General features: G+C 54.9%; 25 protein-coding genes. 9 read left to right on the forward strand and 16 right to left on the reverse strand.

What is annotated here, in order from left to right; translation table 11 throughout:
* Positions 1–2 precede the first annotated feature (2 nt).
* Positions 3–782, reverse strand: a complete 780-nt coding sequence (locus tag QUD59_RS03210) for a motility protein A (protein ID WP_286239546.1) — start codon at positions 780–782, stop codon at positions 3–5.
* A 166-nt stretch (positions 783–948) separates the two neighbouring features.
* Between QUD59_RS03210 and QUD59_RS03215 the strand changes: the two genes are divergently transcribed.
* Positions 949–1,824, forward strand: coding sequence for a DUF72 domain-containing protein (locus QUD59_RS03215; RefSeq protein ID WP_286239547.1), 876 nt, complete (start codon positions 949–951; stop codon positions 1,822–1,824).
* A 1-nt stretch (position 1,825) separates the two neighbouring features.
* On the opposite strand, the gene QUD59_RS03220 is transcribed toward QUD59_RS03215, so the two are convergent.
* Positions 1,826–2,431 (reverse strand): DUF924 family protein, encoded by a 606-nt coding sequence (locus tag QUD59_RS03220; protein WP_286239548.1) that lies wholly within the window; start codon positions 2,429–2,431, stop codon positions 1,826–1,828.
* Positions 2,432–2,477: 46 nt separating this feature from the next.
* Positions 2,478–3,068 carry a DNA endonuclease SmrA gene (gene smrA, locus QUD59_RS03225; protein WP_286239549.1) on the reverse strand — a complete coding sequence of 197 codons (591 nt, stop codon included), beginning with the start codon at positions 3,066–3,068 and terminating at the stop codon, positions 2,478–2,480.
* A gap of 241 nt (positions 3,069–3,309) precedes the next feature.
* On the opposite strand from smrA, the gene QUD59_RS03230 reads away from it, so the two are divergent.
* From QUD59_RS03230 to QUD59_RS03240, 3 genes are read left to right on the forward strand one after another with little or no spacing between them, the layout of a single operon-like run.
* On the forward strand, positions 3,310–4,104 hold the full coding sequence (locus QUD59_RS03230) for a hypothetical protein (protein WP_286239550.1): 795 nt from the start codon (positions 3,310–3,312) through the stop codon (positions 4,102–4,104).
* A gap of 9 nt (positions 4,105–4,113) precedes the next feature.
* Positions 4,114–4,731, forward strand: a complete 618-nt coding sequence (locus QUD59_RS03235; protein ID WP_286239551.1) for a glutathione S-transferase family protein — start codon at positions 4,114–4,116, stop codon at positions 4,729–4,731.
* Positions 4,728–5,471, forward strand: coding sequence for a glycerophosphoryl diester phosphodiesterase (locus QUD59_RS03240; protein WP_286239552.1), 744 nt, complete (start codon positions 4,728–4,730; stop codon positions 5,469–5,471). The genes QUD59_RS03235 and QUD59_RS03240 overlap by 4 nt, the downstream gene beginning before the upstream one ends.
* A gap of 55 nt (positions 5,472–5,526) precedes the next feature.
* Here QUD59_RS03240 and QUD59_RS03245 read toward each other — a convergent pair whose 3' ends face one another.
* Genes QUD59_RS03245 through QUD59_RS03255 form a run of 3 tightly spaced genes read right to left on the reverse strand, consistent with a single transcriptional unit; the run spans position 5,527 to position 7,980 of the window.
* Positions 5,527–6,375 carry a pirin family protein gene (locus QUD59_RS03245; protein ID WP_286239554.1) on the reverse strand — a complete coding sequence of 283 codons (849 nt, stop codon included), beginning with the start codon at positions 6,373–6,375 and terminating at the stop codon, positions 5,527–5,529.
* Positions 6,375–7,355 (reverse strand): glutathione S-transferase family protein, encoded by a 981-nt coding sequence (locus tag QUD59_RS03250; protein ID WP_286239555.1) that lies wholly within the window; start codon positions 7,353–7,355, stop codon positions 6,375–6,377. Before QUD59_RS03250 ends, QUD59_RS03245 begins: the two co-directional genes overlap by 1 nt.
* 28 nt (positions 7,356–7,383) lie before the next feature.
* Complete coding sequence (locus QUD59_RS03255; protein WP_286239557.1) at positions 7,384–7,980, reverse strand: FMN-dependent NADH-azoreductase; 597 nt, start codon at positions 7,978–7,980, stop codon at positions 7,384–7,386.
* Positions 7,981–8,102: 122 nt separating this feature from the next.
* On the opposite strand from QUD59_RS03255, the gene QUD59_RS03260 reads away from it, so the two are divergent.
* Positions 8,103–9,017 carry a LysR family transcriptional regulator gene (locus QUD59_RS03260; protein ID WP_286239558.1) on the forward strand — a complete coding sequence of 305 codons (915 nt, stop codon included), beginning with the start codon at positions 8,103–8,105 and terminating at the stop codon, positions 9,015–9,017.
* Here QUD59_RS03260 and QUD59_RS03265 read toward each other — a convergent pair.
* Positions 8,996–11,431 carry an EAL domain-containing protein gene (locus QUD59_RS03265; RefSeq protein ID WP_286239559.1) on the reverse strand — a complete coding sequence of 812 codons (2,436 nt, stop codon included), beginning with the start codon at positions 11,429–11,431 and terminating at the stop codon, positions 8,996–8,998. The two genes, QUD59_RS03260 and QUD59_RS03265, sit on opposite strands and share 22 nt — an antisense overlap.
* Before the next feature lie 222 nt (positions 11,432–11,653).
* The gene (locus QUD59_RS03270) at positions 11,654–12,481 is read right to left on the reverse strand and encodes a hypothetical protein (RefSeq protein ID WP_286239560.1); all 828 of its coding nucleotides are present in this window, start codon (positions 12,479–12,481) and stop codon (positions 11,654–11,656) included.
* A 171-nt stretch (positions 12,482–12,652) separates the two neighbouring features.
* On the opposite strand from QUD59_RS03270, the gene QUD59_RS03275 reads away from it, so the two are divergent.
* Positions 12,653–13,666, forward strand: a complete 1,014-nt coding sequence (locus QUD59_RS03275) for a type I asparaginase (RefSeq protein ID WP_286239561.1) — start codon at positions 12,653–12,655, stop codon at positions 13,664–13,666.
* A gap of 3 nt (positions 13,667–13,669) precedes the next feature.
* Here QUD59_RS03275 and QUD59_RS03280 read toward each other — a convergent pair whose 3' ends face one another.
* Together QUD59_RS03280 and QUD59_RS03285 are read right to left on the reverse strand one after the other, a co-directional pair.
* On the reverse strand, positions 13,670–14,074 hold the full coding sequence (locus QUD59_RS03280) for a phnA protein (protein ID WP_286239562.1): 405 nt from the start codon (positions 14,072–14,074) through the stop codon (positions 13,670–13,672).
* Between the two features lie 234 nt (positions 14,075–14,308).
* Positions 14,309–14,836, reverse strand: a complete 528-nt coding sequence (locus tag QUD59_RS03285; RefSeq protein ID WP_286239563.1) for a hypothetical protein — start codon at positions 14,834–14,836, stop codon at positions 14,309–14,311.
* Positions 14,837–14,953: 117 nt separating this feature from the next.
* Here QUD59_RS03285 and purT point away from each other — a divergent pair, with 117 nt between their 5' ends.
* On the forward strand, positions 14,954–16,135 hold the full coding sequence (gene purT / locus QUD59_RS03290; protein WP_286239564.1) for a formate-dependent phosphoribosylglycinamide formyltransferase: 1,182 nt from the start codon (positions 14,954–14,956) through the stop codon (positions 16,133–16,135).
* Between the two features lie 100 nt (positions 16,136–16,235).
* Positions 16,236–16,436, forward strand: coding sequence for a transcriptional regulator (locus QUD59_RS03295; protein WP_286239565.1), 201 nt, complete (start codon positions 16,236–16,238; stop codon positions 16,434–16,436).
* On the opposite strand, the gene QUD59_RS03300 is transcribed toward QUD59_RS03295, so the two are convergent.
* The 5 genes from QUD59_RS03300 to QUD59_RS03320 form a co-directional block, all read right to left on the reverse strand.
* Positions 16,437–17,369, reverse strand: coding sequence for a nucleoside recognition domain-containing protein (locus QUD59_RS03300; RefSeq protein WP_286239567.1), 933 nt, complete (start codon positions 17,367–17,369; stop codon positions 16,437–16,439).
* A 127-nt stretch (positions 17,370–17,496) separates the two neighbouring features.
* Positions 17,497–18,036 carry a DUF3299 domain-containing protein gene (locus QUD59_RS03305; protein WP_286239568.1) on the reverse strand — a complete coding sequence of 180 codons (540 nt, stop codon included), beginning with the start codon at positions 18,034–18,036 and terminating at the stop codon, positions 17,497–17,499.
* Between the two features lie 13 nt (positions 18,037–18,049).
* A complete protein-coding gene (locus QUD59_RS03310; protein ID WP_286239569.1) occupies positions 18,050–19,309 on the reverse strand; it encodes an ABC transporter permease in 1,260 nt (419 codons plus the stop codon).
* Positions 19,306–20,010, reverse strand: a complete 705-nt coding sequence (locus QUD59_RS03315) for an ABC transporter ATP-binding protein (RefSeq protein ID WP_286239570.1) — start codon at positions 20,008–20,010, stop codon at positions 19,306–19,308. Before QUD59_RS03315 ends, QUD59_RS03310 begins: the two co-directional genes overlap by 4 nt.
* Positions 20,011–20,023: 13 nt before the next feature.
* Positions 20,024–20,773: a ZrgA family zinc uptake protein gene (locus tag QUD59_RS03320; protein WP_286239572.1), complete on the reverse strand. Its 750-nt coding sequence runs from the start codon at positions 20,771–20,773 to the stop codon at positions 20,024–20,026.
* Between the two features lie 215 nt (positions 20,774–20,988).
* Between QUD59_RS03320 and QUD59_RS03325 the strand changes: the two genes are divergently transcribed.
* Positions 20,989–21,363 carry a hypothetical protein gene (locus QUD59_RS03325; RefSeq protein ID WP_286239574.1) on the forward strand — a complete coding sequence of 125 codons (375 nt, stop codon included), beginning with the start codon at positions 20,989–20,991 and terminating at the stop codon, positions 21,361–21,363.
* Positions 21,364–21,376: 13 nt separating this feature from the next.
* Here the strand turns inward: QUD59_RS03325 and QUD59_RS03330 are convergent, their stop codons facing one another.
* A complete protein-coding gene (locus QUD59_RS03330; protein WP_286239575.1) occupies positions 21,377–22,786 on the reverse strand; it encodes an aminotransferase-like domain-containing protein in 1,410 nt (469 codons plus the stop codon).
* Between the last annotated feature and the right edge of the window lie 61 nt (positions 22,787–22,847).

The following is a 22,847-nucleotide window of genomic DNA, read 5'->3' on the forward strand; positions in this document are numbered from 1 at the left end:
GGTCAGTCCTTCTCGGGTTTCTTACCAACCTTGATCTTTTTCCGCTGCGCCGCCGGGATATAGGAGGAAAGCTGCTCATACACATGCATGTAGTGGTCATTGGTCAGGATACTGATACAACCCTCACGGATGATCTCCAGATTTGTCACTTCGAGCAGGGTTCTTGACTTCAGCTTACCGGCAATCGGCAGGAACACCATGGTCGCCAGCAGAGACCCGTAGAACGTGGTCAGCAGCGCCACCGCCATCGCCGGGCCTATCGTCTCGGGGTTATCCAGCTCACTGAGCATCTGAATCAGACCGATCAGCGTACCCAGCATGCCGAACGCCGGCGAATAGGCCGCCATTTTGCGGAATACATCCTGAGTCGCATGGTGTCGTGCCACCAGCGAATCGATTTCGTTCTGAATGGTGTTACGGATAACCTGTTCCGAAGCGGCTTCGGCCAGCAACATGCAGGCCCTTTTCAGTACGGGCGAGGAGCTGTTCACATCCCCCAGTTTGAGCAGACCATGACGGTAGCTGATGCGGCTCAGCTCCAGCATGGTATCGATCATCTCCTGGGGGTTGGTTTTATCCTGAGTAAAAACGATAAACGCGCCCCTGAAGGCATTAAGTACGTCTTTAAACTGAACCGTCAGCAAAGTCGCGGCGATGGTACCACCCGCCACGATCATCATACCCGGCACATTGACGAAAACATCGCCACTGCCACCCATAATGATCGCGGAAACAATCAGTGCCAGACCGGAGATAATCCCCAACAGCGAGGCAAAATCCATAACGCTCTCTCTTATCTGCTAGCTCTTCAAAAGGTACAATCTACACGCTAATTTTTTAATGTACAGCAATTAGTTAGAGAAGTAATGAACAGAACTGACCTGTCCATACTGCAACAATTTAACAGGTTCCTGATCAGTCGGGCGCGGATTACGGATGCACCGCAAAATGTCTGAACCGGCACGAAGCGGGCACTGCTATATCGGCCTGACTCAATGGCAGCACGCCGCCTGGCAGGACAACTTTTTACTGCGCAGTGCTCACACCCATGTGCTGAATGCCTATTCCCGTCACTTCAGCAGTGTCGAGGGCAACACCACATTTTACGCTTTGCCCAAAGCAGAGACGGTTGACCAGTGGCTGCAGGAATCGGCAGCAGACTTCCGCTTCTGTTTTAAGTTTCCACAACAGATCAGCCACCAGCAGCAACTGCGTCACTGCGAGCAGGAAACCCGGGAATTTCTGCAGCGCATCGGCCCGTTACAGGAAAAGCTGGGCCTGCTTTGTATCCAGCTTCCCGGTCGTTTTTCCCCCTCTGAACTGGATTCCCTGAGCCGCTATCTGCAAAGCCTGCCACCTCAGTTTCAGTACGGCGTTGAAGTACGCCATCCCGACTTTTTCAATAAGAGAGATGAAGAGCGCCGCTTCAACCGGCTGCTCAGCGAACATCAGGTCAATCGCATCAGTTTTGATACCCGGTCTCTGTTTGCCCATCCGGCCACAGACCCGATCAGTATGAAAGCCAAAGAGCATAAGCCTCAGGTACCGGTTCACGCCGTTGCCACCGGCCAGCAGCCGATGATCCGCCTGATCACCCCGCTGGACTGGCCCTGGGCAGAGGATTACATAACCCCCTGGCTGACAAAGGCCTGCAGTTGGATGGATCAGGGCCTCACCCCCTACTTTTTCTTCCATACGCCGGATAATGCCGAAGCCCCGGCGCTGGCAGCACACTTTGTTGAGCGGCTGGAGCAGATGCGGCCCGGTTGCTGCCGATTCAGCCCCTGGCAGGACCCGCGTCAGAGCCAGACCCGTCTGTTCTGAGCTACTGCCCCCAACGGCTGTGGGACTGCAGCAGAAATGCCAGTTCTTCCGGTGTTGAACTTCGCCCCAGCACCTCATTACGGTGCGGGAAACGACCAAAACGCTTTATCTGTTCGTGATGCTGAACCGCAAAATCGAGCCAGTTCTCCACCTGAATCCGTTTGCTCTGCGGCACCTCCAGCAGCATCTCCTCAAAACAACGCAGGCACTGCTCCTGAATTTCAAGGCTCTCGGCATGTTCGAGGGGCATATAAAAAAAGGTGCGCTCAACGAATTCCAGCGCCCGGTCATGGCCACTGCTGCGCCCCTCCAGACTCAGCCGCAACGCCTGACTGTCGCCACTGAACGCCTCCCGGCTGCCCCGGTAGATAGTCCGGGTAAACTGGTCGAGCAGGATGATCAGCGCCAATCGACCACGCGGGGTATCGGCCCAGTGATCCAGCTCACCACGCAGTGCCCGGCGCACCTGAGCTCCAAACAGTTCAGTAATCAGGCGATCATGCTCACTGCTTCCGCCCCACCACAGATCTGATTTGTCACTTTGGGTAAACCCATCCACCAACGGCCCAAACCAGAAATTCAATACTTCATCGATCTGTTCGACCATAGCTCATCATCAGTTACAGTTATTGATTATTAAGATAGCGCAAAATCTAACGTTTCTGGTGCTGTTCCCAGTTTTCCAGGCGCTTCTGCTCGCTCTTGCTCAGCAGCACATAGATCGCACCGATCCCGCCATGCTGCGGCTGTGCGGAGTGAAACGCCATCACTTCCGGTAGCTGTTGCAGCCAGAGATTGAGATAGCTTTTCTGTCGGTTACCCATCCCCTGCGCGTCTTTACTCCGGCCATGATTAACCAGCAACGTACGGATATCGTAGCGCATACAGGTCTGAATAAACGCCAGCAGCTCATCACGGCACTGGGGGATACTTTTTCGAATCAGATCCAGACGCGCATCCACCTGATATTTGCCAAGGCGTAAGTTGCGGTAAACTCCTTCCTGCACCCCATCCCGCTTCCATTCAACCGGATCAAGCGGGTGCAACAGATCGATCGGGCCGGTCGTCAGCCCCTCCTCACCGGACACTGCCGCTTGCCGCCGGGCCTGCAGGCTTTCGTCATCCCGCTTAAGCAGATGATCACTGAGATCGGCCCGATCAGTCTGCTTCAGAGGTACCACCCCCTCGCCCTGCATCATTTCCAGAAAGCTCGTATCGGAACCCTGCATAATACCTCCACTCATCGTGCCAACATTCTGTTACTGAGATTAAACCGCTCAGTAAACCAGAGACAACCGGGCGCGCCGGTCGGTTCCCTGAACGCTGAGTATACTCAGCCTGTCTGGCCGGGGGTACTCAGCGCAGGCCACGCAAATTTATGCACAGAACGACTATGATTCCCGTACTTGTGAATGGTTTTCTTCTGTCACACTAAGGGATACATTAGGGACTCGGAGTCGCCTATAACAATAAAAGGATTCAAAAATGCTACGGATTCTCGCGATTGTGGTCGTGATCATTGCAGCCGCCGGATATTTTTTTTTCCAGCAGGACGCTCAATCTCCCAGCCAGACGGATACTGCGGATCAGCTCTCTGATGAAACCAGAGAACAGGCCAAAGCCCATATCAACCGTTTGACTCAGGGCGCCGATCAGGCCATTTCCATTCAGCAGGCAGATAATTTTGTGACCGCGGATCAACTGATTTCACTGCCTGAAAACCGCAGCGAAACCCAGCGCGGGCTGATTGCCGACACGCCTGATGGCAGCAGTTCCGCAGCTCAGGGCAGCACCTTTGCAGTCAACCCTCAGTTAAATATCATCGGCTCCCAGCGTAACGCTCAGGGCGGCAAACTCAGCACCGACACACTGTTACTGGCGAATCAGATCAAACTCCAGGAGCTACTCGATAACCCGGAGCAGGCAGGACAGCAGATCTACTTTATTCACGCCGTCAACAACAATGACGACAAGGGTCTGTGGGGGATTATCCAGCATGGTCTGATGCGTACTTTTACCGAAGGCCTGAGCCTGCCGGGTATGGATAAGACGGTCTATGTTGAAATCCCGGAAGAGGCCGATGAGCGGCTGGACGATAAACGCAGTTCGTTTCTCGGCCGGGTGCTGAAAAACAAAGTGGACCAGACCTACATCTACAACTACGACAAGGGGATTCTGGGGGATAACCCGGATCTGATTAAGCCGGGACAGCAGTTGGTCATTGTCACCTTCTCCGAACAGGAGCTGATCGGCATCTACAACCACTTTGTCAATCTATAGGGAATCAAGATGATAGAGCTTTATACCTGGGGAACCCCCAACGGGCGCAAGATCTCCATTATGCTGGAAGCGCTGCGGTTGCCGTACCGGGTGCATCCGGTCAACATCCTTGAAGAAGAGCAGTTCGAACCTAAGTTTCTCGCCCTGAGTCCGAACAACAAGATTCCCGCCATCACTGATGACGAAGGTCCGGATGGCGAACCCATCAGCCTGTTTGAAAGCGGTGCGATCCTGATCTATCTGGCAGAAAAATGCGGCGAATTTATCCCCAACGATCCAAAAGAGCGGCTGGAATGCCTGCAATGGTTGATGTGGCAGATGGGTGGCTTTGGCCCCTTCCTCGGTCAGGCTCATCATTTTAACCGCTTCGTTAAGGATCCTGTCCCTTATGCACAGGAACGTTACTACGATGAGGCTCAACGCCTCTGGGGCGTGCTCGACCGGCAACTGGCCGACAAAAAGTTCGTGATCGGCAGCGACCTGACGATTGCCGATTTTGCCATCTACCCCTGGTCGATGCGCTACGAATGGCAACATATCGACCCTGATAAATACCCGCACGTTAAAGCCTGGATGGAGCGTATGGGGCATATCGAATTTGTCCAGCGAGGCATGCAGGTGCCATGATCGCCAGCCCGGTGATTGGCCACCGGGGTGCAGCCCAGCTCGCTCCGGAGAATACCCTGGCCGGAATTCGTATGGCCGCCGAAAGCGGCGTTAGCTGGGTTGAGCTGGATGTGACCCTGCTCGGCGATGGCACCCCGGTTCTGTGCCATGACGAGGTGCTCGACCGCTGCAGTAATCGTCAGGGCCCTCTGGCCTTTCTCAGCGTATCGGACCTTCCCGAGCTGGATATGGGCAGTTGGTTCGCACCGCAATGGCTGAATGAACCGATGCCGCATCTGTCGGACGCGCTGCTGCTCTGTCAGGAGCTGAATCTGGGGCTGAATCTTGAAATCAAACCTTTTGGGCTCGACCCTGAACAGGTGGCACGACGGGTCTTTGCTGAGACCGAAGTCTACTGGCAGCAACCTGAACGGCTTCTGGTCAGCAGCTTTGATGAAACGTTATTGACCCTGTACCGGGCTCTGACAGCCGATACGCAGATGGCGATGCTGTTCGATTTTCTGCCGGAGTTATGGCAGCTTAAAGCGGAAGCGCTAAACGCGGTCAGTATCCATTGTGACTGCAGCCTGATCAGCCGCGAGGAAGTTCAGCAGATTAAAACCGCCGGTTACGACCTGTACTGCTACACCTGTAACAACCCCATTCAGGCCGCAGAGCTTTTGCAATGGGGCGTCGATGGCATCTTCACCGATAACCCGCTGCTGATGAAAGACTTACTGCCTTCCCCCTGCAACGCATAAAAACCGCGCTCATCTTCCCGGCAAACAAAAAAGGGAGCCGCAGCTCCCAATGGGGTTAATCTGTCAGGCGGTTGTCCCGATAGTCGGCGATTGCCTGCTCGACTTCCTGCATCGTATTCATCACAAAGGGGCCATACTGAGCCACCGGTTCATTGATCGCTTTTCCGGCAATCACCAGCATACGGGCCGGTTCATTCGCCGCGCTGAGCTGCAGCAGGTTGCCTTCGGACAGTTCGCTGGCCGTGTGCATCGGCAAGGCCTCCTCTCCCAAACGGGCTTCCCCCTCAAACAGGTAGATAAAGGCACGGTGCTCAGCAGGCAGTGGCAGACTGATCTGCTCTCCGGCCGCCAGACTCAGGTCAAGATAGATCGCTTCGGTGGTCGAGGTTTCGACCGGCCCTCTCAGGCGCTCGCCCGCCAGCTCCACTTCACCGGCAATCATTCGGATCTCCACCCCCTCATGTCGGTAGTGGAGAATCTGCTCCGGTTCAATGTTCTGGTAATCCGCTGGCAGCATCTTTTCAGCGGCCGGCAGGTTCAGCCAGAGCTGGAACCCGCGCAGCAATCCCTGTTCCTGTTGCGGGCGTTCCTCGTGGATCACACCGCGGCCGGCACGCATCCACTGCACGCCACCGGCTCTGAGATGACCCTCATTGCCCAGATGATCGCGATGCAGCATATGACCGTCCAGCATATAGGTTACCGTTTCAAAGCCCCGATGGGGGTGGGCCGGGAAACCGGCGATGTAGTCATCCGGATTATCCGATGAGAACGCATCCAGCATCAGAAACGGATCGATACGACTGGCCGGATTACGACCGACGCTGCGCTTCAGTTTGACACCGGCACCGTCCAGGCTGTCTACAGCCGGGATCAGCCGACGAATCGTACGCTGTGTATGCATTATAAAGTCTCCCGACCGTGGGCTGCGGTCAAATCAAATTCCGGGCCAACAGAGATCACACCGCTCGGGTTAATCATCTTGTGGCTGCGATAATAGTGGTGGCGGATATGGGGCATATCCACCGTTTCTGCGATGCCCGGCAACTGATAGATATCCCGCAGGTAACCGCTCAGCGCAGGGTAATCGCTGATCCGGCGCAGATCGCACTTAAAGTGAGTCACATACACCGGGTCAAACCGGACCAGCGTGGTAAACAGACGGATATCCGCCTCGGTCAGTTTCTGTCCGGTCAGATAGCGCCGGGAACTGAGCCTCGCTTCCAGCCGGTCCAGTGCGGCAAACAAACCGCTTACCGCCTGATCATAAGCCTCCTGAGAGGTGGCAAAACCAGCCCGGTAAACGCCGTTATTCACCTCCGGGTAGATCCATTCATTCAACTCATCGATCTGCTGGCGTAAGGCCTCCGGATAGAGATCAAGCTGATGAGCACCGAGATGATCAAACGCCGTGTTCAGCATTCTGATGATCTCTGAAGATTCATTACTCACAATGCACTGGCGTTGTTTATCCCAGAGCACCGGTACCGTTACCCGTCCGGTGTAATCGGCACTGTCCCGGCTATAGATCTGATGCAGGTACTCTGCCGCAAACAGGCTGTCTGCCGTGGTATTGGCAAAATCATCAGTAAAACTCCAGCCCTGCTCCAGCATCAGGGGATGTACCACATCCACACTGATCATCTGCTCCAGCCCTTTCAGCTTACGCACGATCAACGTGCGGTGTGCCCAGGGGCAGGCCAGAGAGACATACAGATGGTAGCGTCCCGGCTCCGCCTGAAAACCACCCTCACCTGTGGGGCCGGCACTGCCATCTGCGGTGATCCAGTGTCTGAACTGCGATTCACTGCGCACAAACTCGCCTTTATGTTTACCTGTGTCGTACCACTGATCGTGCCACTGACCTTCGATTAACAATCCCATCTTATGCTCCCTGTCATCACCTGTGGTTTTAGTGCAAACCTGCGATCTGCTGATTAGCCTGCTGCAGTGACCGCTCTGCCAGATCGCCCATGTTCAGTCCTTCGGCGTAGACCACTTCGACACTGCTCAGACCGATCAGTCCGAGGAACTGTTTTACGAACGGCACCTGAAAATCCTGACCGGCATCACGATACAGTCCGCCACGGGTCGCCAGCAGATAAACCGGCTTATCTTCGAGCAGACCTACCGGGCCGGTTTCGGTGTATTTAAACGTGACGCCGGCACGGGCTAACAGGTCAAAGTAGGCTTTCATCTGAGTCGGTACGCCAAAGTTATACATAGGTACGCCGATCACGACCTCATCTGCCTGCTTCAGCTCTTCCAGCAACTGATCAGCCCGGGCAATAATCGCCTGCTGTTCGGCATTGCGCTCTTCAGCAGGGGTCATCATTGCAGCCACTGCATTGCCATCCAGATGCGGAAGATTCTCAGCGACCAGATCGCGGACCTGTACCTGACCATCCGGGTTTCTGGCCTGCCACTGTTTGATAAACGCATTCGCCAGTTGGCTGGACTGCCCCTCATCGCCGAAAATACTAGTTTTGATATGCAGTAATGTTGTCATCGTCTTTACCCCTGTGAATATTTCTGTGAGTGCTCGCTGAATCGATGAAACCATTTTTATATTTATCAAAAAGATAAAAAACAGCTAAAATTAGCTCAATTTAATCGAAAAATTAGATATATATGCCTCAAGTCAGCCTTGAACAGTGGCAAACCCTGATCACGGTAGTGGATCAGGGCGGCTATGCCGCCGCCGCAGAAGCGATGAATAAAAGCCAGTCATCCATCAGTTATGCGATTCAGAAACTGGAAACCAGTCTCGAAATCCGCGTGTTCCGGGTTGAGGGCAGGAAAGCCGTACTCACCACGGCAGGCAATGCCCTCTACCGCCGGGCCAAAGTACTGCTGGAGGAAGCGGCGCAGATGGAGGGGCTGGCCGGACAATATGCTGAAGGCTGGGAGCCGGAGATTCGCATTGCCATGGATACGCTGTTCCCGGCCTGGCTGATGCTGGAGGTCATTGATCAGTTCGTTCAGCAACGCCCCCTGACCCGTATTTCACTGCAGGAAACCGTGCTCAGCGGAACCGATGAAGCCTTACTGCACAACGCCGCCGATCTGGTGATCGGTGCCCGGGTCCCGCCGGGTTTTCTCGGTGACCCGCTGCTGGGCATTGAGTTTATTGCCGTTGCCAGCCCCAGCCATCCGCTACACCAGTTGCAAAGGCCACTGGATTATCAGGACCTGCGTCTGCATCGGCAGTTGGTGGTCAGGGATTCAGGCAGCCGTGGGGTGGATTCCGGCTGGCTCGGCGCCGATCAGCGTCTGACGCTGAGTCATATTGGCACCTCAATAGAAGCTGCCTGTCGCGGTCTTGGCTACGCCTGGTATCCGACCCTGAAAATCAGGAAAGAGCTCGACAGTGGTGAACTCAAGCCGCTGACCCTTGCGGTTGGCAACAAGCGTCGGCTCGAACTCTGCCTGATCTATTCTCAGGGGAATTACGCCGGCCCGGCCACACGGCTGTTTGGAGAACTGCTGCAGAAACGCCTGCAGCAATGTACGCCGGAGCAGGTTCAATCGGCCCCGCTCAGGTAAACCGGTTTCAGTTGATCGGCCGGTTTCGGACGCTCAATATAGAACCCCTGAAACACATGGCAGCCAACCTGATGGGCCAGCTCCAGTTGCTTGCGCGATTCAATACCTTCCGCCACCACCGTCAGTTCATAGGCCCGGGCGATCTGAGTAACGGCCTCAATAATTGACTGACTCTTGCTCTGGGTGCCGAGTTCGGAGATGAAGGAACGATCAATTTTCACAATATCAATCGGCAGATCCTTGAGGTAACTGAGGGATGAATAACCGGTACCAAAATCATCCAGCGCGATGCTGATCCCCAGCTCCCGGATCATCTCCAGACGGCTGATGGCAAATTCAATGTTCTCTACCGCTACCGACTCAGTTATCTCCAGACAGAAATCCTCTAACCCGGCACCACTCTCGGTTATCACCCGTTCCAGCGTCGAAATCATGTCTGACTGGTAGAACTGTAACGGGCAGATGTTAACCGCCACATGCCAGTGCGGTTGCCAGTAGCCACTCGTTTTCCAGCGCTGGATCTGATGCCCGCACTCACCCAGCAACCAGTTACTCACCTCAATGATTTTACCGCTGACCTCAAGGCTGGGGATAAACTCAGACGGCGAGACAATCCCACGCTCAGGATGTTGCCAGCGGATCAGCGCTTCAAAACCACAGATCTGGTGCTGTGAATCGATCAGCGGCTGATAATGCACACAGAACTCCTGACGCTGCAGGGCCTGATGCAACTGGTTTTCCATACTCCGCTGTTCTTCTACGGCACGGGACATCGCCTGATGGTAAAAAGCAAAACAATTACGGCCATTCTCTTTAGCGTGGTACATGGCGGTATCAGCAAAACGCATCAGGTCGTCGACGCCTTTCTCCACCATCGGGAACAAGACCACGCCGATACTGGCCCCGATACGCAACTGATGCTGTTTAATCTGAATCGGCTCCGAAAGCGCTTTAAGCAGCTTTTCACATACCGTTTCCACATCCCGGGTGACATTCTGCAGCTTTTTTTCGAACCGCTGCAGCAAAATAACAAACTCATCCCCCCCGAGCCGGGCGACCGTATCGGTTTCCCGGACCTCCGCCTGCAACATCTCAGCAACCCGCTTCAGCAACAGATCACCGATACCGTGGCCAAGGGAGTCATTAATGGTCTTGAAATGGTCCAGATCGATAAACAACAGCGCCCCGCACTCCCCGGTGCGCTTACTGCCAGACAACGCCTGAGTCAGACGATCGTTCAGCAGTGCCCGGTTGGGTAATCCGGTCAGGCTGTCATGGTTAGCAATATGACTGATATGCGCCTGTACCATCTTCTGTTCGGAAATATCCGTGGCTACAAACAGAATCACTGGCTCTGAGAAGTATTCGAAGGGCACCGCCTGCAGGCTGAAATGCAGGGTTTTACTCTCTGGCTGAGTCCAGCGGAAATCGGTGATTTCCGTTTCAAGCTGATTCACCTCAACACTGCGCCGGATCGAATCCAGTTCATAAACCTCATCCAGATGCGAATGGAACTGAAACAGGCTCCGGCCGCAGAGTTGGTCTGCATCCGTCGAATAAAATTCCTCAAACTTCTGATTACAGAAGATCAGCTCGCCCTCCTGATTCAGGGCCATGATCAGTTGCGGTACCTGATTGATCAGTTGAGTCAGGCGGTTTTCGCTGCTCTCCAGTGCCCGCCGACTGTCCAGATTGGTCTGTAAAAGCTGTTGCACCGTCGTTACAAACTGATTGCCGGAATCACACAGTTGCCCCAGCTCACTGTGACGATGGGATTCAGGTACCGTGAGGCGGGATACCCGGTCTTTAGTGGGATCCAGATCCGAAAACTGCTGAGCCAGACGGGCCAGAGGCCGGGTCAGTACATAATTAAAAATTGCCAGCAGAAACACAGCCAGCAGGATATTGCGCACCACCCCCGAGAGCAGGATCGCCTGCGCCCGGGCATAGAAGGACTGCAATGCCAGATCCTGATCAACCACCACCAGCAGTTGCCCGGGTTCGATATTGGCATATTCAGGCGCTTTCAGATCCAGCAGATACTGCTTCTCCTCTGCTGAGAACAGTTGCGTCAACCAGCGGGTCTGGGTCGGCTGCGTTTCAACCGCGGTTTCGGCCAGCGTTTCACCCAGTTCATCGGCAATCCGGGCCTGCTTAATAAAGGCATACTGCATCAGACCGGAGACCACCTCCTGAGCCAGCGCCTGGTCGAGAGTATGCACTGCGCGGGTTGCCGGAGGCTTACTGGCGTTAAGGATTTTTTCGATGGTCTGGTCCAGTTGATCATCCTGATCATAGAAATCTTCCAGCACCTGGACAGAACTGAGCACGACACCTATGGCAAAGGCGATAACAACGGTGTATTTCGCTAACCTCAGCGCTAATCGCTGGGAAAGGTTAAATGATTTAGACATCAGATCGTTACACGCCCCCCCGACGCAGAATCCAGCGCTACCCAGTTAACAACGGACACTTCGCCCCTGACTCAGTCCCTGATTACAATCGGCAGCAGAGCGTAAACCTGAAGCAAGGTGCAGAGACAGTCACCTTCCAGTTTGTAATCAATAACTAATGTTTAGCACAAAACCCTGAAGATTAAATCCGACTTTGTCTCAGTTCAGAGCGGGCTGTCCGGCTCAAACCTCTATATTGAACTGCAGTAACTGCCTGGGTAATACTTCATCCAGATGATCTATCTGCTCATCATTCAGCTCTATCAGGTGACACTGATGCTGCTTCAGCAACTCACGGATACGCATTTTGACAGGTAACTCTTTTGCCGCCTGCTCCCCGACATACTGAATATAAAGTTGCTGGCGCGGCAGGTAAAAATCCGCAAACAGAGGTTCATTGAACGGCAACTGGCGCTTGTAGGCGTGCATCAGTCCGTTGAGATAGAGCCAGTTATCCAGTTTTCGCTCTGCCCCGTTCGCCACCCGATGGCCATCGCAACAGCAGAGCTCATCACCCCCTACGCCCTGATGCAGCTCCCCGGCCCGGTGCTTCAACAGCGGATCATCCAGCACCCCGGCCGGCCAGAGAATATAGGGCACGCCCGTCGTCGGGTTCTCCCGCTGACTGCCTCCGGCCGTTTCACCCAGCGCGGTCAGCACCCAGCCACGTTTCGCCGCCAGCACCCATCCCAGTTCGAGCAGCAACTGGTCAGTTGTTTTCCGGCTCATTGCCAGTTGTTTACCCAGTTGCCCGGAACTGATCATATGCAAGTCGGGGCTGGTCAGCGCTTTATGCTCAATCACTCTGCCCGGCCAGATAATGTAGCGGCCAAACTTGGGGCTTTCGCGGTAACTGCCCCCTTCAAACTCGCCCTTGGCCGTCAGACTCCAACTGTCTTCTCGACGGCAGATCCAGCCCAGCGCTTCCAGCTCAGCGAACATCTGCTTAGTGGTTTTACTCAACGCTTTGGCCAGCGCGGAGGTGGATAACGCAGAGGGGGTCTCAGACATCCGGGTCAGATCCATTAAATTAAACAGGTTTTAGCATAATCAAACTACCGGAACGGGAAAAGCATTTCACTGAGAAAAGAGGCCCGCCCATCCCGCTATGAAAGCAGCGCTGTACTTCCCTTTAACCTGCGATCCACGTATATATAACCAGACCAGACTCAGGGGGCAGTGATGAGCAAAAAGATTCTTCTTATCTATACCGGTGGCACCATTGGCATGCAGGCCTCCGATCGGGGCTACGTCCCCTGCACCGGGTTTGAACAACTGATCCGGGACCGGCTTGCCCACTCCCGGCACGGCACCCTGCCGGAGTTTGATCTGCTGACCCTGCACCCTTTGATCGACAGTGCCAACCTGAACCCCGGCCACTGGAACAAGATCGCCGGTCAGATCATCAGCCAGTATGCTGAGTATGACGGTTTTATCGTCCTCCACGGTACGGATACCATGGCTTACAGCGCTTCCATGCTCTCCTATATGCTGCAGGGGCTTGATAAACCGGTGATCTTTACCGGTTCTCAGATTCCGTTGTCTGAGCTACGCAACGATGCGCTGGATAACCTGATCAGCACCCTGCAACTGGCCGCGTTTCATCCACTGCCTGAGGTTTGCCTCTATTTCAATGGCCGGCTGTTGCGGGGCAATCGCAGCAGTAAAGTCAAAGCCACCGGTCTGGATGCGTTCGACAGCCCCAACTTTCCCTGGATGGGTCAGGTCGGAATCCATATTGAACTCCATGAACGGTTACTGCTACCCCCAGGAGAACAGGCGTTCTGTAACCCGGAATTTGATCCTCGTGCAGTCAGCATCCTGCCGATCTATCCGGGCATCAGCGCTGAAACCACCCATGCCATCTGCTCAACAGCGGGGCTGCGTGCCGTGATTCTGCGCAGCTACGGTGTCGGTAACCTGCCCGATCAGGACCCGGGCTTTATTCAGGCCCTGCAAGCCGCAGCGGCCAAAGGGCTGATTATGGTCAATATCAGTCAGTGCCTGCAGGCCGAAGTGGCTCAGGGTCACTATGCCTGCAGTGCTGTGTTAAATGATATGGGTGTGATTTCCGGCCAGGAAATGACGCAGGAAGCGGCATTTACCAAACTTCACTTTCTCCTTGCGGGCTGTGACGACAATAGCCTCGTCCAACAGCAGTTCAGCACTCCCCTGGCCGGAGAGGTCGATGAATAGGGATCAGTCCAGCTCGACCTGATCCAGCCAGGCCTGGTCTTCCGCTTCCAGATAGACCTGTTCCTGCAGTTCTACTGCCCAGCGTTCCTGCTCTGCGATCTTGGCCAGCATCGCCAGCGCCATGACCTTAACCGCCGGTACCGTACTCCAGACTGAGCCATTCAGGCAGCGCCAGTAGTTCGGATCACGGCGTTTGGGCCGTTCAATCTGCTCACGACAGTTGTCACAGATCATAATGCAATGGTCCAGATCCGGCTCAGCGGGAACCGGCGGCACCTCAAATATACCCAGCCCTACCCCCTGCGCATCACATAACTCACAGTGAGAACTGCAGCGTCGCACCAGATCCTTACCAAACAGCGACAGACCATGGTGCCGCTCCTGATGTCGATCATGTCCTCGGGACATTGTTACTCTCCTTAAAACCACCCCTGTTAACAGGCATAGCACATTATCTCCAGTTACAGGAGGTTCTGTCATCAGACCAAGGGAGGGTTTTTCTCAAGCAGCTGAATAAACACAGGCTTTTGCGTCAGCCAGATGAGTAAGGGGCGGTAGCGCAATCGTCGCTACCGCCCCTTAAATGCCGGATGGATACTCCGGCTAATCGGCCTATTACAGGCAAAAAATGTCAGGTCTGCTTTATGCGGCCTGTTGGTGATGATCCCAGTGCAGGTGAACAATTTCTACCAGCGCGCTAGGACAGTACTGTCTGATCGCTTTGTGGATCTCTGACATTCGCTCTTCAGGAATATCCACCATCACCAGTATGCCCCCCTGCTGCAGTGCGTGTTGATATTTCTGCAGCAGAGCAAGCGGTGTCTCTTCACCTACCAACCTGCCCAGCCATCCTCCCAGACCTATACCGAGGAGGCTGCTGACAACCAACGCACCACCACTGAGCAGAGGCCCTGCCGGCGTGAGTGCGCTACCTGCCACAAGACCGGCTGCCAGACCAAAACCACCACCGGCAACCATGCCCCAGTCCATATCATTTTCGAGTTCTGTCGTTTCGACCACACTGGCCGGACGCAGTGCGAGCAGCTCAAGCAGCTCGGCATCATCTGCCAGCAGATGGATCGATTCGTCTTCAATACCCCGGTTCAGGAACTCTGCAACCACGCCTTGCGCGTGCTGCAACTGCGGGGCCAGAAAAACCAGTCGCTTCATTCCGGTCGACTCCCCAATGATACTTCCTGAGTATAGTTTACCGCCCTATTTATGCTGGAGAATCGGCGCTTTTGCCCCGTATAATGCGTGAAAATTTTTCACGCCGAGGATTGGACAATGCTGCAAATTGGAACACCCTTATCCGGGACTGCCACCCGGGTCCTGATGTGCGGAGGCGGAGAGCTGGGTAAAGAGGTCGTGATCGAGTTACAGCGCCTCGGCGTTGAGGTGATCGTTGCCGACCGTTACCCGAATGCACCGGGCATGCAGGTAGCCCATCGCAGCCATGTGATCTCGATGCTGGACGGAGAAGCCCTGCGCCGGGTTGTCGAACTGGAGAAACCGGATCTGATCGTTCCGGAAATCGAAGCGATAGCGACCGATACACTGGTTGAACTGGAACAGGAAGGTTTTCAGGTAGTGCCCACAGCCCGTGCGGCAAAACTGACGATGAACCGGGAAGGCATTCGCCGACTGGCTGCGGAAGAGCTGGGCCTCCCCACCTCCGCCTATCGTTTCGCCGAAACATTTGCTGAGTATCAGGCGGCGGTTGAAGCGACCGGTCTGCCCTGCATCGTAAAACCCATTATGAGCTCATCCGGTAAAGGCCAGAGCACCCTGCGCGAGGGCAGCGACATTGAAGCCGCCTGGCATTATGCACAGGAGGGTGGGCGCGCCGGTAAAGGTAAAGTGATTGTCGAAGGCTTTGTTGATTTCGATTATGAGATCACCCTGCTGACGCTGCGCCATGACAGCCAGACCAGCTTCTGCGAGCCGATCGGTCATGTTCAGGTGGATGGCGACTACCGTCAGTCCTGGCAGCCTCAGGCGATGAGTCCGCTGGCACTGGAGCGTTCCCGTGAGATTGCCGGGAAAATTACTGAGGCGCTCGGAGGCCGGGGTATCTTTGGCGTCGAACTGTTTATCAAAGGTGATGAGGTGTATTTCAGCGAGGTATCACCGCGCCCTCACGATACAGGAATGGTCACCATGATCTCTCAGGATCTGTCTGAGTTCGCCCTGCATGCCCGTGCAATTCTTGGTTTACCGGTACCGAATATTCACTTCCATGGCCCGTCTGCTTCCAGCGTCATTCTGGTAGAGGGCGAATCCAGCGAGGTGAAGTTTGGCAACCTGCAGCAGGTACTCTCCGAACCTGACACGCAACTGCGTCTGTTTGGTAAGCCTGAAGTATCCGGCCAACGCCGTATGGGGGTTGTGCTGGCGCGTGACAACAGCGTAGAAGCCGCCCGCGATAAAGCCATTCGCGGCTCTACTGCCAGTAACGTCTCGCTCTGAGATCATAACAGCGCAAGCCTGCCTTTGGCGGGCTTGCGCGGTTGAACCTTTTGTCCGCAGCAGACACTAATCACTACTCAATAACAAACCGGAATGAAATATGGCAGAGCCAAAGTGTCCTGAATGTAACGTGGAAGGGATTGAACATATCGTATCGAAAGACAGCCAGGAGCGGGCTAAAGACCAGCATGCCTGGTTTCAGGTTGCCTACTGCGACAACTGCGGACATATCTACGGCGTCTTCGCCAAACACACCATCGGCTCCGGCAAAGCCGGCCCGCAATTGGTACTGAATCGCTGATCAGAAGATCAGCAGATGCATGATGCCCCGCAGCAGCATGCCAAACAAACCACCATAAACCGCATAACGTACCACCTGCCCGACCCGCTTACCGGCCGCAGCAAACACCGCAACGCCGACCACATCCAGAGGGTTGGTGGCGAAACCTGCCATTCGGTTCAGCTCGTTGGCCGTGATCAGGCCCTGATTCATCAGGTCAATAGTCACCCCCATAAAGGCGGTGCCTCCGGCAATAAACTTGGTCACCAGTGGCAGAACCGTGCTTTCCGGCAGACCGATCAGCGCCAGTGCCGGTGCCAGCAGCGTGCTGATCAGATCGATAGCCCCGGTGGTTTTCAGTACATTGACCAGAAAAATCGCCAGAATCAGCATCGGCAGCATATCAAGGACGATCTTCATCCCCTCTTTACCGCCGTCACCGAGAATCTGAATAACGGTTTTCTTCTCTTCCGGCACCGATTCCACCACCAGCTCCACCGTATCCGGGTCGGTGATATTCCGGGTCAGGAGATAGTAAGTAAACGCGGCGGCGGCGAGCCCTCCTGCTACAGAGGTCAGCAGGGTAATTCCCAGATTAAGACCCACCGCACTGAGCGGGAAGGTAGCATTGGCCTGAGACATCGCCAGCACCATCGCCAGAGTTGCCGCGATATAACGTCGTGAGGTGCCGTTTCGGTCCATCAGCGCAAACGTCGCCAGCGGGGCGATAAAGCTGACAAACAGCAGCTTGATCATGGCGAAGATACCCAGCCCGGGAATACCGAATATCCGCGAAACCGGCGCCAGCAGATTGGAGATCCAGCTCAGCACCCCTTTGGCGTCGAGCAGCTTCATCAGCGCCAGCATCACCACCATTATCGGCAGCAATATATAGAGCCCCATATCCAGGCCGGAGCGGCCAGACTCAAGTATCAGGCTGACGATCTGTTCCATAGAAGGGAGCTCCTGCACAACGGGTAGAGGCCAATAGTAACCAGCCGCTGACAGGGAGACCAGATTTTAATCGTTAAATTCTCTGCGGCGGTGACCGGTGCACAACTGAACGCGGGGTTTCCGGGTATCAAAGCTCATAAGGCTCAATCTGGAAAGCCTCCATGGTATAGCCGGACGTGGCCATATCGTTGCTGACCCGCTCGGTTTTCAGCTTACCGGTCACCCAGATTGCATCATACAGGTTCTCGACTTTCGTGCCGGGCTCGAAGCGGACGTAGACGATCTGATTTGAAGGCGGCGGGGGCACATGAATACAGGCGCCAAAATACGGCACCAGAAAAAACGCCGTGACGTTCATCCCGTCAGACTCCATAGGCACCACGTAGCCGGGGAGCTTAACCATCGCCCCATCGAGCTCCGGCACCACCGGCGCGGATTCCATCGCCGCCATCATTTCATCAAGCAACAACTGAGCCTTCGGGTCGAAATCATCGATGGAGGCCAGTTGGTCCTGCTGACCGAACAGATCCTCCAGAGAGAAATCAGCAGGCATCAACTGTTCCCACTCCATCTCCCGAACCGTCTCGCCGTTCAGAAGGTTCGCAGCGAACACCTGAAACGAAAACAGACTGAAAAATAAAACACTGAAAAGCGGTAAGCGGATCACTCAGGACTCCCGGTTAAAGTTTAATCGCCATGCCATCAGCCAGGGACTGACGGTAAGCCCGGTAACCCGGAATCAGCCCAACCAGTGCACCCAGCCCGAGCATTATACCAAGCATCTGCCACTGCCATAAACTGAGGCCCTGTAAACTCAGGTGTAAACCCAGTTCGGCCTGCAGCCAGGGCCCCAGTGCCGCCATGGCAAGATAGACCAGTGCCACACCCAGGGTCAGGCTGCATAACGTCAGCAGCAGAGACTCCAGCATCAGTAAAATACAGATCTGCCAGGGTCGGGCACCGACCGAGCGCAGCACTGCCATCTCCCGACGTCGCTCGTTCAGGCTGGTCAGCATCAGACTCAGTAAACCGATCAGGCTGGAGCAGAGCACCAGCGCCGAGATAATCAGCAGCGCTTTCTCAGCCAGTGAAAACATCTGCCACAGTTCCTGCAGGGCCAGCCCCGGCAGAATCGCCAGTAAGGGTTCTTTGCGGTACTGATTAATCGCCCGCTGTAGCTGAAAACTGGAGAGACGGGAATTAAGCCCCAGTAACATGGCGGTGATCTGCTCCGGTTGCAATGAGGCCTGCCGGGCCTGCTCGGCGGATACAGAGACACCGGGCATTTTCACTCCGCCCTGCCAGTCGAGATGGATCGCCTCAATCGCTTCCAGACTCACGTGCAGGGTACTGTCGACCGGTGTCCCGGTTGCCTCCAGAATACCCACAACACGAAACGGTTTATCTTTGTGCGTCATCAGCGCCGCATTACCGATACCGTGGTTGATCAGAATTTCACTGCCCAGCTTATAGCCCAACTGACGGGCCACTTCAGCGCCCAGCACCACATCAAACAGATCAGCAAACGGCTCGCCTTTACGGAATTCCAGTGCCTGTTTCCGGCCATAACGGAAGTGCCGGAAATACGCCTGACTGGTACCCAGTACCCGGAATCCGCGATGCGAATCACCCAGTGAAAGCGGGATGCTCCAGGCTACCTTAGGGTGCTGGCTGATCTCCTGATAGCTCTGCCAACTGATGTTATTGGTGGCATTGCCAATATGAAAAACGGAATAAAGCAGCAGATTAATCTGTCCACTGCGGGCCCCGACAATCAGGTCAGTTCCGGACACCGTTGCGGTAAAGCTGCTCTTGGCCTGCTGGCGCACCATATCCACACCGAGCAGGATAAATACACTCAGGCTCAGCGATAAAAGACTCAGCAGCAACGTATTACGCCGGTTGAGCAGGCTAAGCCAGGTCAGACGAAACAGAATCACAGGGTCGAACCTCCCTGTGGGGCAGGTTTTAAGCCTTCCACCCGATCAAAGTGCGCCTGCAACGCCGGATCATGGCTGACAAACAATAACGTTGAGCCCTGCCGTTCAGCCTCCTGGCAGAGCAGGTGCATAAAGCGATCACGGTGTCCGGCATCCAGTGCCGAAGTGGGTTCGTCGGCGATGATCAGTTCCGGCATACCCAACAGAGCCCGGGCCACCGCAACCCGCTGTTGCTGGCCGGTGGATAGCTGACGGACACCACGACCGGATAATGTTTCGGTATCCAGCCCCAGTGTCTGCAGCAGGCTGATCGCCCCTGCCTGTGCCGAACCGTACACCTGTTCGGCACGGCTGCGACGCAATTGGGAAAAGCGGCAGGGCAACAGCACATTATCGATCAGATTGAGGTAGGGCAGCAGATTGAACTGCTGGAAGATAAAGCCGCAGTGATCCGCACGGAACCGATCCAGCGCGGATGATGATAGCTGATTCAGCGCATTGCCCATCAGACTGACCTCCCCATGGCCGGGACGGATTATCCCGGCCAGAAGATTCAGCAGAGTGCTTTTGCCGCTGCCGGAAGGCCCCTGGATAAACACCCGCTCCCCCTGTCCAACCGAAAAATGCTCAATCGACAGGTCTGTGTGCTTTCCTGACCAGCTAAAACGCACCTGTTGCAGCTCTACAGCGGCGGCGGCCATTCACCCTTCTCCTTTAAAATTTAATCTGCTGATCCTGATCCAGTTGCCACTGCCGGCTACCCTGATCTGTCAGCAGGTTCACTTTTAACTGCTCCAGCCCCGGGAACGGCGCAAACAGTTTAATCGCCAGACCTTCGATCTGTGCCGGTTTGACGCATTTGAACCGGTAGTGGGCATGAAGTTCCCGATGACCTGACCCGGATTCTGCAGCCAGGTCATGATCTTCGTGATGCGCATGCTCATCTTTATGCTCATGGTCTTCGTCGTGCGCATGTTCTTCGTGATGTTTATGATCTTCTTTATGCGCGTGTTCATCGTGATGGGCGTGCTCATCTTTATGATCATGCTCTTTGTGATCACTATGGGCTTCCTCATGCTCATGCTCATGCTCATGCTCATGCTCATGCTCATGCTCATGCTCATGATCGTGCTCCCCGTCACCACTCAGATGCACATCCACCTGATCGCTCAGACACAACGCCTTCTCCGGCAGCCCGATCACGCCGGTAACATCTTTAAGCCTTTGAATAGCCTGATCCAGACGCTGCTGTTCCTCTTCGTTGCGCACCGCATGTTCAAAACCTGCCAGATTCATCAACGGCGAGTGCAACTCCATCTCAAGCATGTCACCTTCGAGCACTATATTCAGTTCAGCAGCGCCATGCACGTGGGAATCATGCTGACGCTCATACGCCAGTGCCGGGGCAGAGGCCACCACAGAACTCAGCGCACAGAACAACGCCGGTTTAGCCAAAAAAGTCATAACCACTCCAGTAAAAGTTACAATATAACATCACTATATCATGATGCATTTTCACCGGCTACGTTTCGCCTGTGGATGCCGGATCAATACCCATCTGTCAGTAACAGGCCGGGTCTTATGACTAAAAATCATACACTGGCTCGCACCTGCCCGAAGGTAAATCTGTTAATATATAAACAATTTCTGATTTAAACTTTTTCCTTGTTAACACACCCATGCACACCGTTCTTTCTCTGGCGCTGAATGCGTCCATGACCGTAGCAACACCCTCAGAACCGATCTACACAGCGTTTCATCAGGAAACACATTTCAGTGCGCATCACGAAAAAGTCGTGGCTCACTTTAACAGTGAAAACGAAACCTATGCACTGGAGAGTATGTGGTCTTCGCCAACGACCCTGATCATCGGCGCGTTAAAAAACAGCAGTATCAACTTCCAGCAGCAGGCGGATCAGGCATGTGAAACGATTAACAGACACGGCCTCTACCACCCGGAGCTGAACGTCAGAATCATCAACTATGCTCGCCTGATTGCCCTGGGTCATCACGAAACCCTGGGCACCCGCCAGTGCCCTTATACCGGCCCCTGAATCCGTTTCGGCTTCACTCACCGCCCAGAATCTGTCCCAGCCGGATCAGCGCCTGCTGTCGCGGTTTGGTCCATTCGTGGGCGAAGCTCAGGCGCAGGCAGTGGCTGAAGCGTTCCTGTGCACTGAACAGATTGCCCGGTGTGATGACGATACCCTGACTCCGTGCTGGCAGGTAACACGCTGCCAGATCATGGCCCGGTGCCAGTTCAACCCAGAGACTAAGCCCTCCTTCCGGCCGACTCACGGCGATCTCTCCGAGACCGCGCCAGTGCTGATCAAGCAGTGTAATCAACTGATCCCGCTGCAAACGTAACTGTTGCCGGTAACGGCGCAGATGACGGTCATAGCCACCATTACTGATAAAATCGACCACCCCCTGCTGGGTAAAACGACTCAGCCCCAGCAGGTTGACCATCTTCAGCCGTTTCAGTTGTTGTGGTCGGGAGGCGACCACCCAGCCAAGGCGTAACTCGCGGGAGAGGGATTTAGAGAGTGACCCGCACAGAATCACCCGCTGCGTTTTATCCAACTGACGCAACGGCGCTACCCGCTGAGAGAAGCCCAGATCACCGTAGATATCATCTTCAATCAGGATAAAGTCGTGTTCTTCAGCCAGATCAAGCAACGCTTGCCGCGCTGTCTGGGGCAGCAGAGAACCGGTGGGCGTGGCATATGCCGGAGTCACTACGCAGGCGCTGATATCCCACTGTTCCAATGCGCTTCGCAACGCGGCCACTGAGATACCCTGCTCCGGGGATGACGGAATCTCCAGCACCTTAAGCCCCAGCGTCTCCAGCAACTGCAATACCCCATAAAACCCCGGCGACTCAACCGCCACCGTATCACCCGGCCGGCAACAGCTCTGCAGAGCCAGAAACAGAGCGTGCTGGCAACCGGCAGTCATCACCATATCTTCCGCACGAATATCGCAGCCCAGACGGGCGTAACGGGCCGAGAGTTGCTGCCGCAGCTCAGGCAGCCCTGCCGGTTCATCATAATATTGGTGATCACTGCCCTTCTGCCGGCGCAAAGCCCGGCCGATACAGCGATTCAGTTCATTGATGGCAGCAGGCAGGCTGTCATACCCCTGTTCCTCATGGGGGCAGATATCAAATGCCGCGCCCTGCTCCATAATGTCACGCATCAGATCACTCATATCCACCAACTGCGGCATACTCCAGTGTGTCGGCTCGGAGGGAGTGCGATGGCGAGTCGCCGGAGCGCATACGTAATAACCGGATTTAAAACGCGACTCCACCAGAGCCGCCGCTTCCAGCCGCTGGTATGCATGGATGACCGTGGCTTTGGACAGGCCCCGCTCCTGACACTGCTGACGAATCGAAGGCAGCCGACTGCCCGGCGGCAGTTGCCCCTGCATAATCAATTGTGTCAGCTCCTGCTCCAGATCCTGATAGAGATACATCGTTAGCCTCTTGCTGTTTGATAAGTGATCGCCCCAATCTGTACCTATTATATTTATTTTT

Origin of the sequence: Neptuniibacter halophilus (assembly GCF_030295765.1) — a bacterium.
In the GTDB taxonomy this organism is placed as follows: Bacteria; Pseudomonadota; Gammaproteobacteria; order Pseudomonadales; family Balneatricaceae; genus Neptuniibacter; species Neptuniibacter halophilus.

Bases quoted from the DNA above. Each gene is read 5' to 3' on its own strand.
- QUD59_RS03270 (WP_286239560.1), bottom strand. From the start codon at position 12,481: ATGTCTGAGACCCCCTCTGCGTTATCCACCTCCGCGCTGGCCAAAGCG.
- QUD59_RS03295 (WP_286239565.1), top strand. From the start codon at position 16,236: ATGGCAGAGCCAAAGTGTCCTGAATGTAACGTGGAAGGGATTGAACAT.
- QUD59_RS03230 (WP_286239550.1), top strand. From the start codon at position 3,310: ATGCTACGGATTCTCGCGATTGTGGTCGTGATCATTGCAGCCGCCGGA.
- QUD59_RS03300 (WP_286239567.1), bottom strand. From the start codon at position 17,369: ATGGAACAGATCGTCAGCCTGATACTTGAGTCTGGCCGCTCCGGCCTG.
- QUD59_RS03245 (WP_286239554.1), bottom strand. From the start codon at position 6,375: ATGCATACACAGCGTACGATTCGTCGGCTGATCCCGGCTGTAGACAGC.
- QUD59_RS03280 (WP_286239562.1), bottom strand. From the start codon at position 14,074: ATGTCCCGAGGACATGATCGACATCAGGAGCGGCACCATGGTCTGTCG.
- QUD59_RS03235 (WP_286239551.1), top strand. From the start codon at position 4,114: ATGATAGAGCTTTATACCTGGGGAACCCCCAACGGGCGCAAGATCTCC.
- QUD59_RS03325 (WP_286239574.1), top strand. From the start codon at position 20,989: ATGCACACCGTTCTTTCTCTGGCGCTGAATGCGTCCATGACCGTAGCA.
- QUD59_RS03265 (WP_286239559.1), bottom strand. From the start codon at position 11,431: ATGTCTAAATCATTTAACCTTTCCCAGCGATTAGCGCTGAGGTTAGCG.
- smrA (WP_286239549.1), bottom strand. From the start codon at position 3,068: ATGAGTGGAGGTATTATGCAGGGTTCCGATACGAGCTTTCTGGAAATG.
- QUD59_RS03255 (WP_286239557.1), bottom strand. From the start codon at position 7,980: ATGACAACATTACTGCATATCAAAACTAGTATTTTCGGCGATGAGGGG.
- QUD59_RS03215 (WP_286239547.1), top strand. From the start codon at position 949: ATGTCTGAACCGGCACGAAGCGGGCACTGCTATATCGGCCTGACTCAA.
- QUD59_RS03315 (WP_286239570.1), bottom strand. From the start codon at position 20,010: ATGGCCGCCGCCGCTGTAGAGCTGCAACAGGTGCGTTTTAGCTGGTCA.
- QUD59_RS03260 (WP_286239558.1), top strand. From the start codon at position 8,103: ATGCCTCAAGTCAGCCTTGAACAGTGGCAAACCCTGATCACGGTAGTG.
- purT (WP_286239564.1), top strand. From the start codon at position 14,954: ATGCTGCAAATTGGAACACCCTTATCCGGGACTGCCACCCGGGTCCTG.
- QUD59_RS03250 (WP_286239555.1), bottom strand. From the start codon at position 7,355: ATGGGATTGTTAATCGAAGGTCAGTGGCACGATCAGTGGTACGACACA.
- QUD59_RS03220 (WP_286239548.1), bottom strand. From the start codon at position 2,431: ATGGTCGAACAGATCGATGAAGTATTGAATTTCTGGTTTGGGCCGTTG.
- QUD59_RS03240 (WP_286239552.1), top strand. From the start codon at position 4,728: ATGATCGCCAGCCCGGTGATTGGCCACCGGGGTGCAGCCCAGCTCGCT.
- QUD59_RS03330 (WP_286239575.1), bottom strand. From the start codon at position 22,786: ATGTATCTCTATCAGGATCTGGAGCAGGAGCTGACACAATTGATTATG.
- QUD59_RS03210 (WP_286239546.1), bottom strand. From the start codon at position 782: ATGGATTTTGCCTCGCTGTTGGGGATTATCTCCGGTCTGGCACTGATT.
- QUD59_RS03320 (WP_286239572.1), bottom strand. From the start codon at position 20,773: ATGACTTTTTTGGCTAAACCGGCGTTGTTCTGTGCGCTGAGTTCTGTG.
- QUD59_RS03275 (WP_286239561.1), top strand. From the start codon at position 12,653: ATGAGCAAAAAGATTCTTCTTATCTATACCGGTGGCACCATTGGCATG.
- QUD59_RS03285 (WP_286239563.1), bottom strand. From the start codon at position 14,836: ATGAAGCGACTGGTTTTTCTGGCCCCGCAGTTGCAGCACGCGCAAGGC.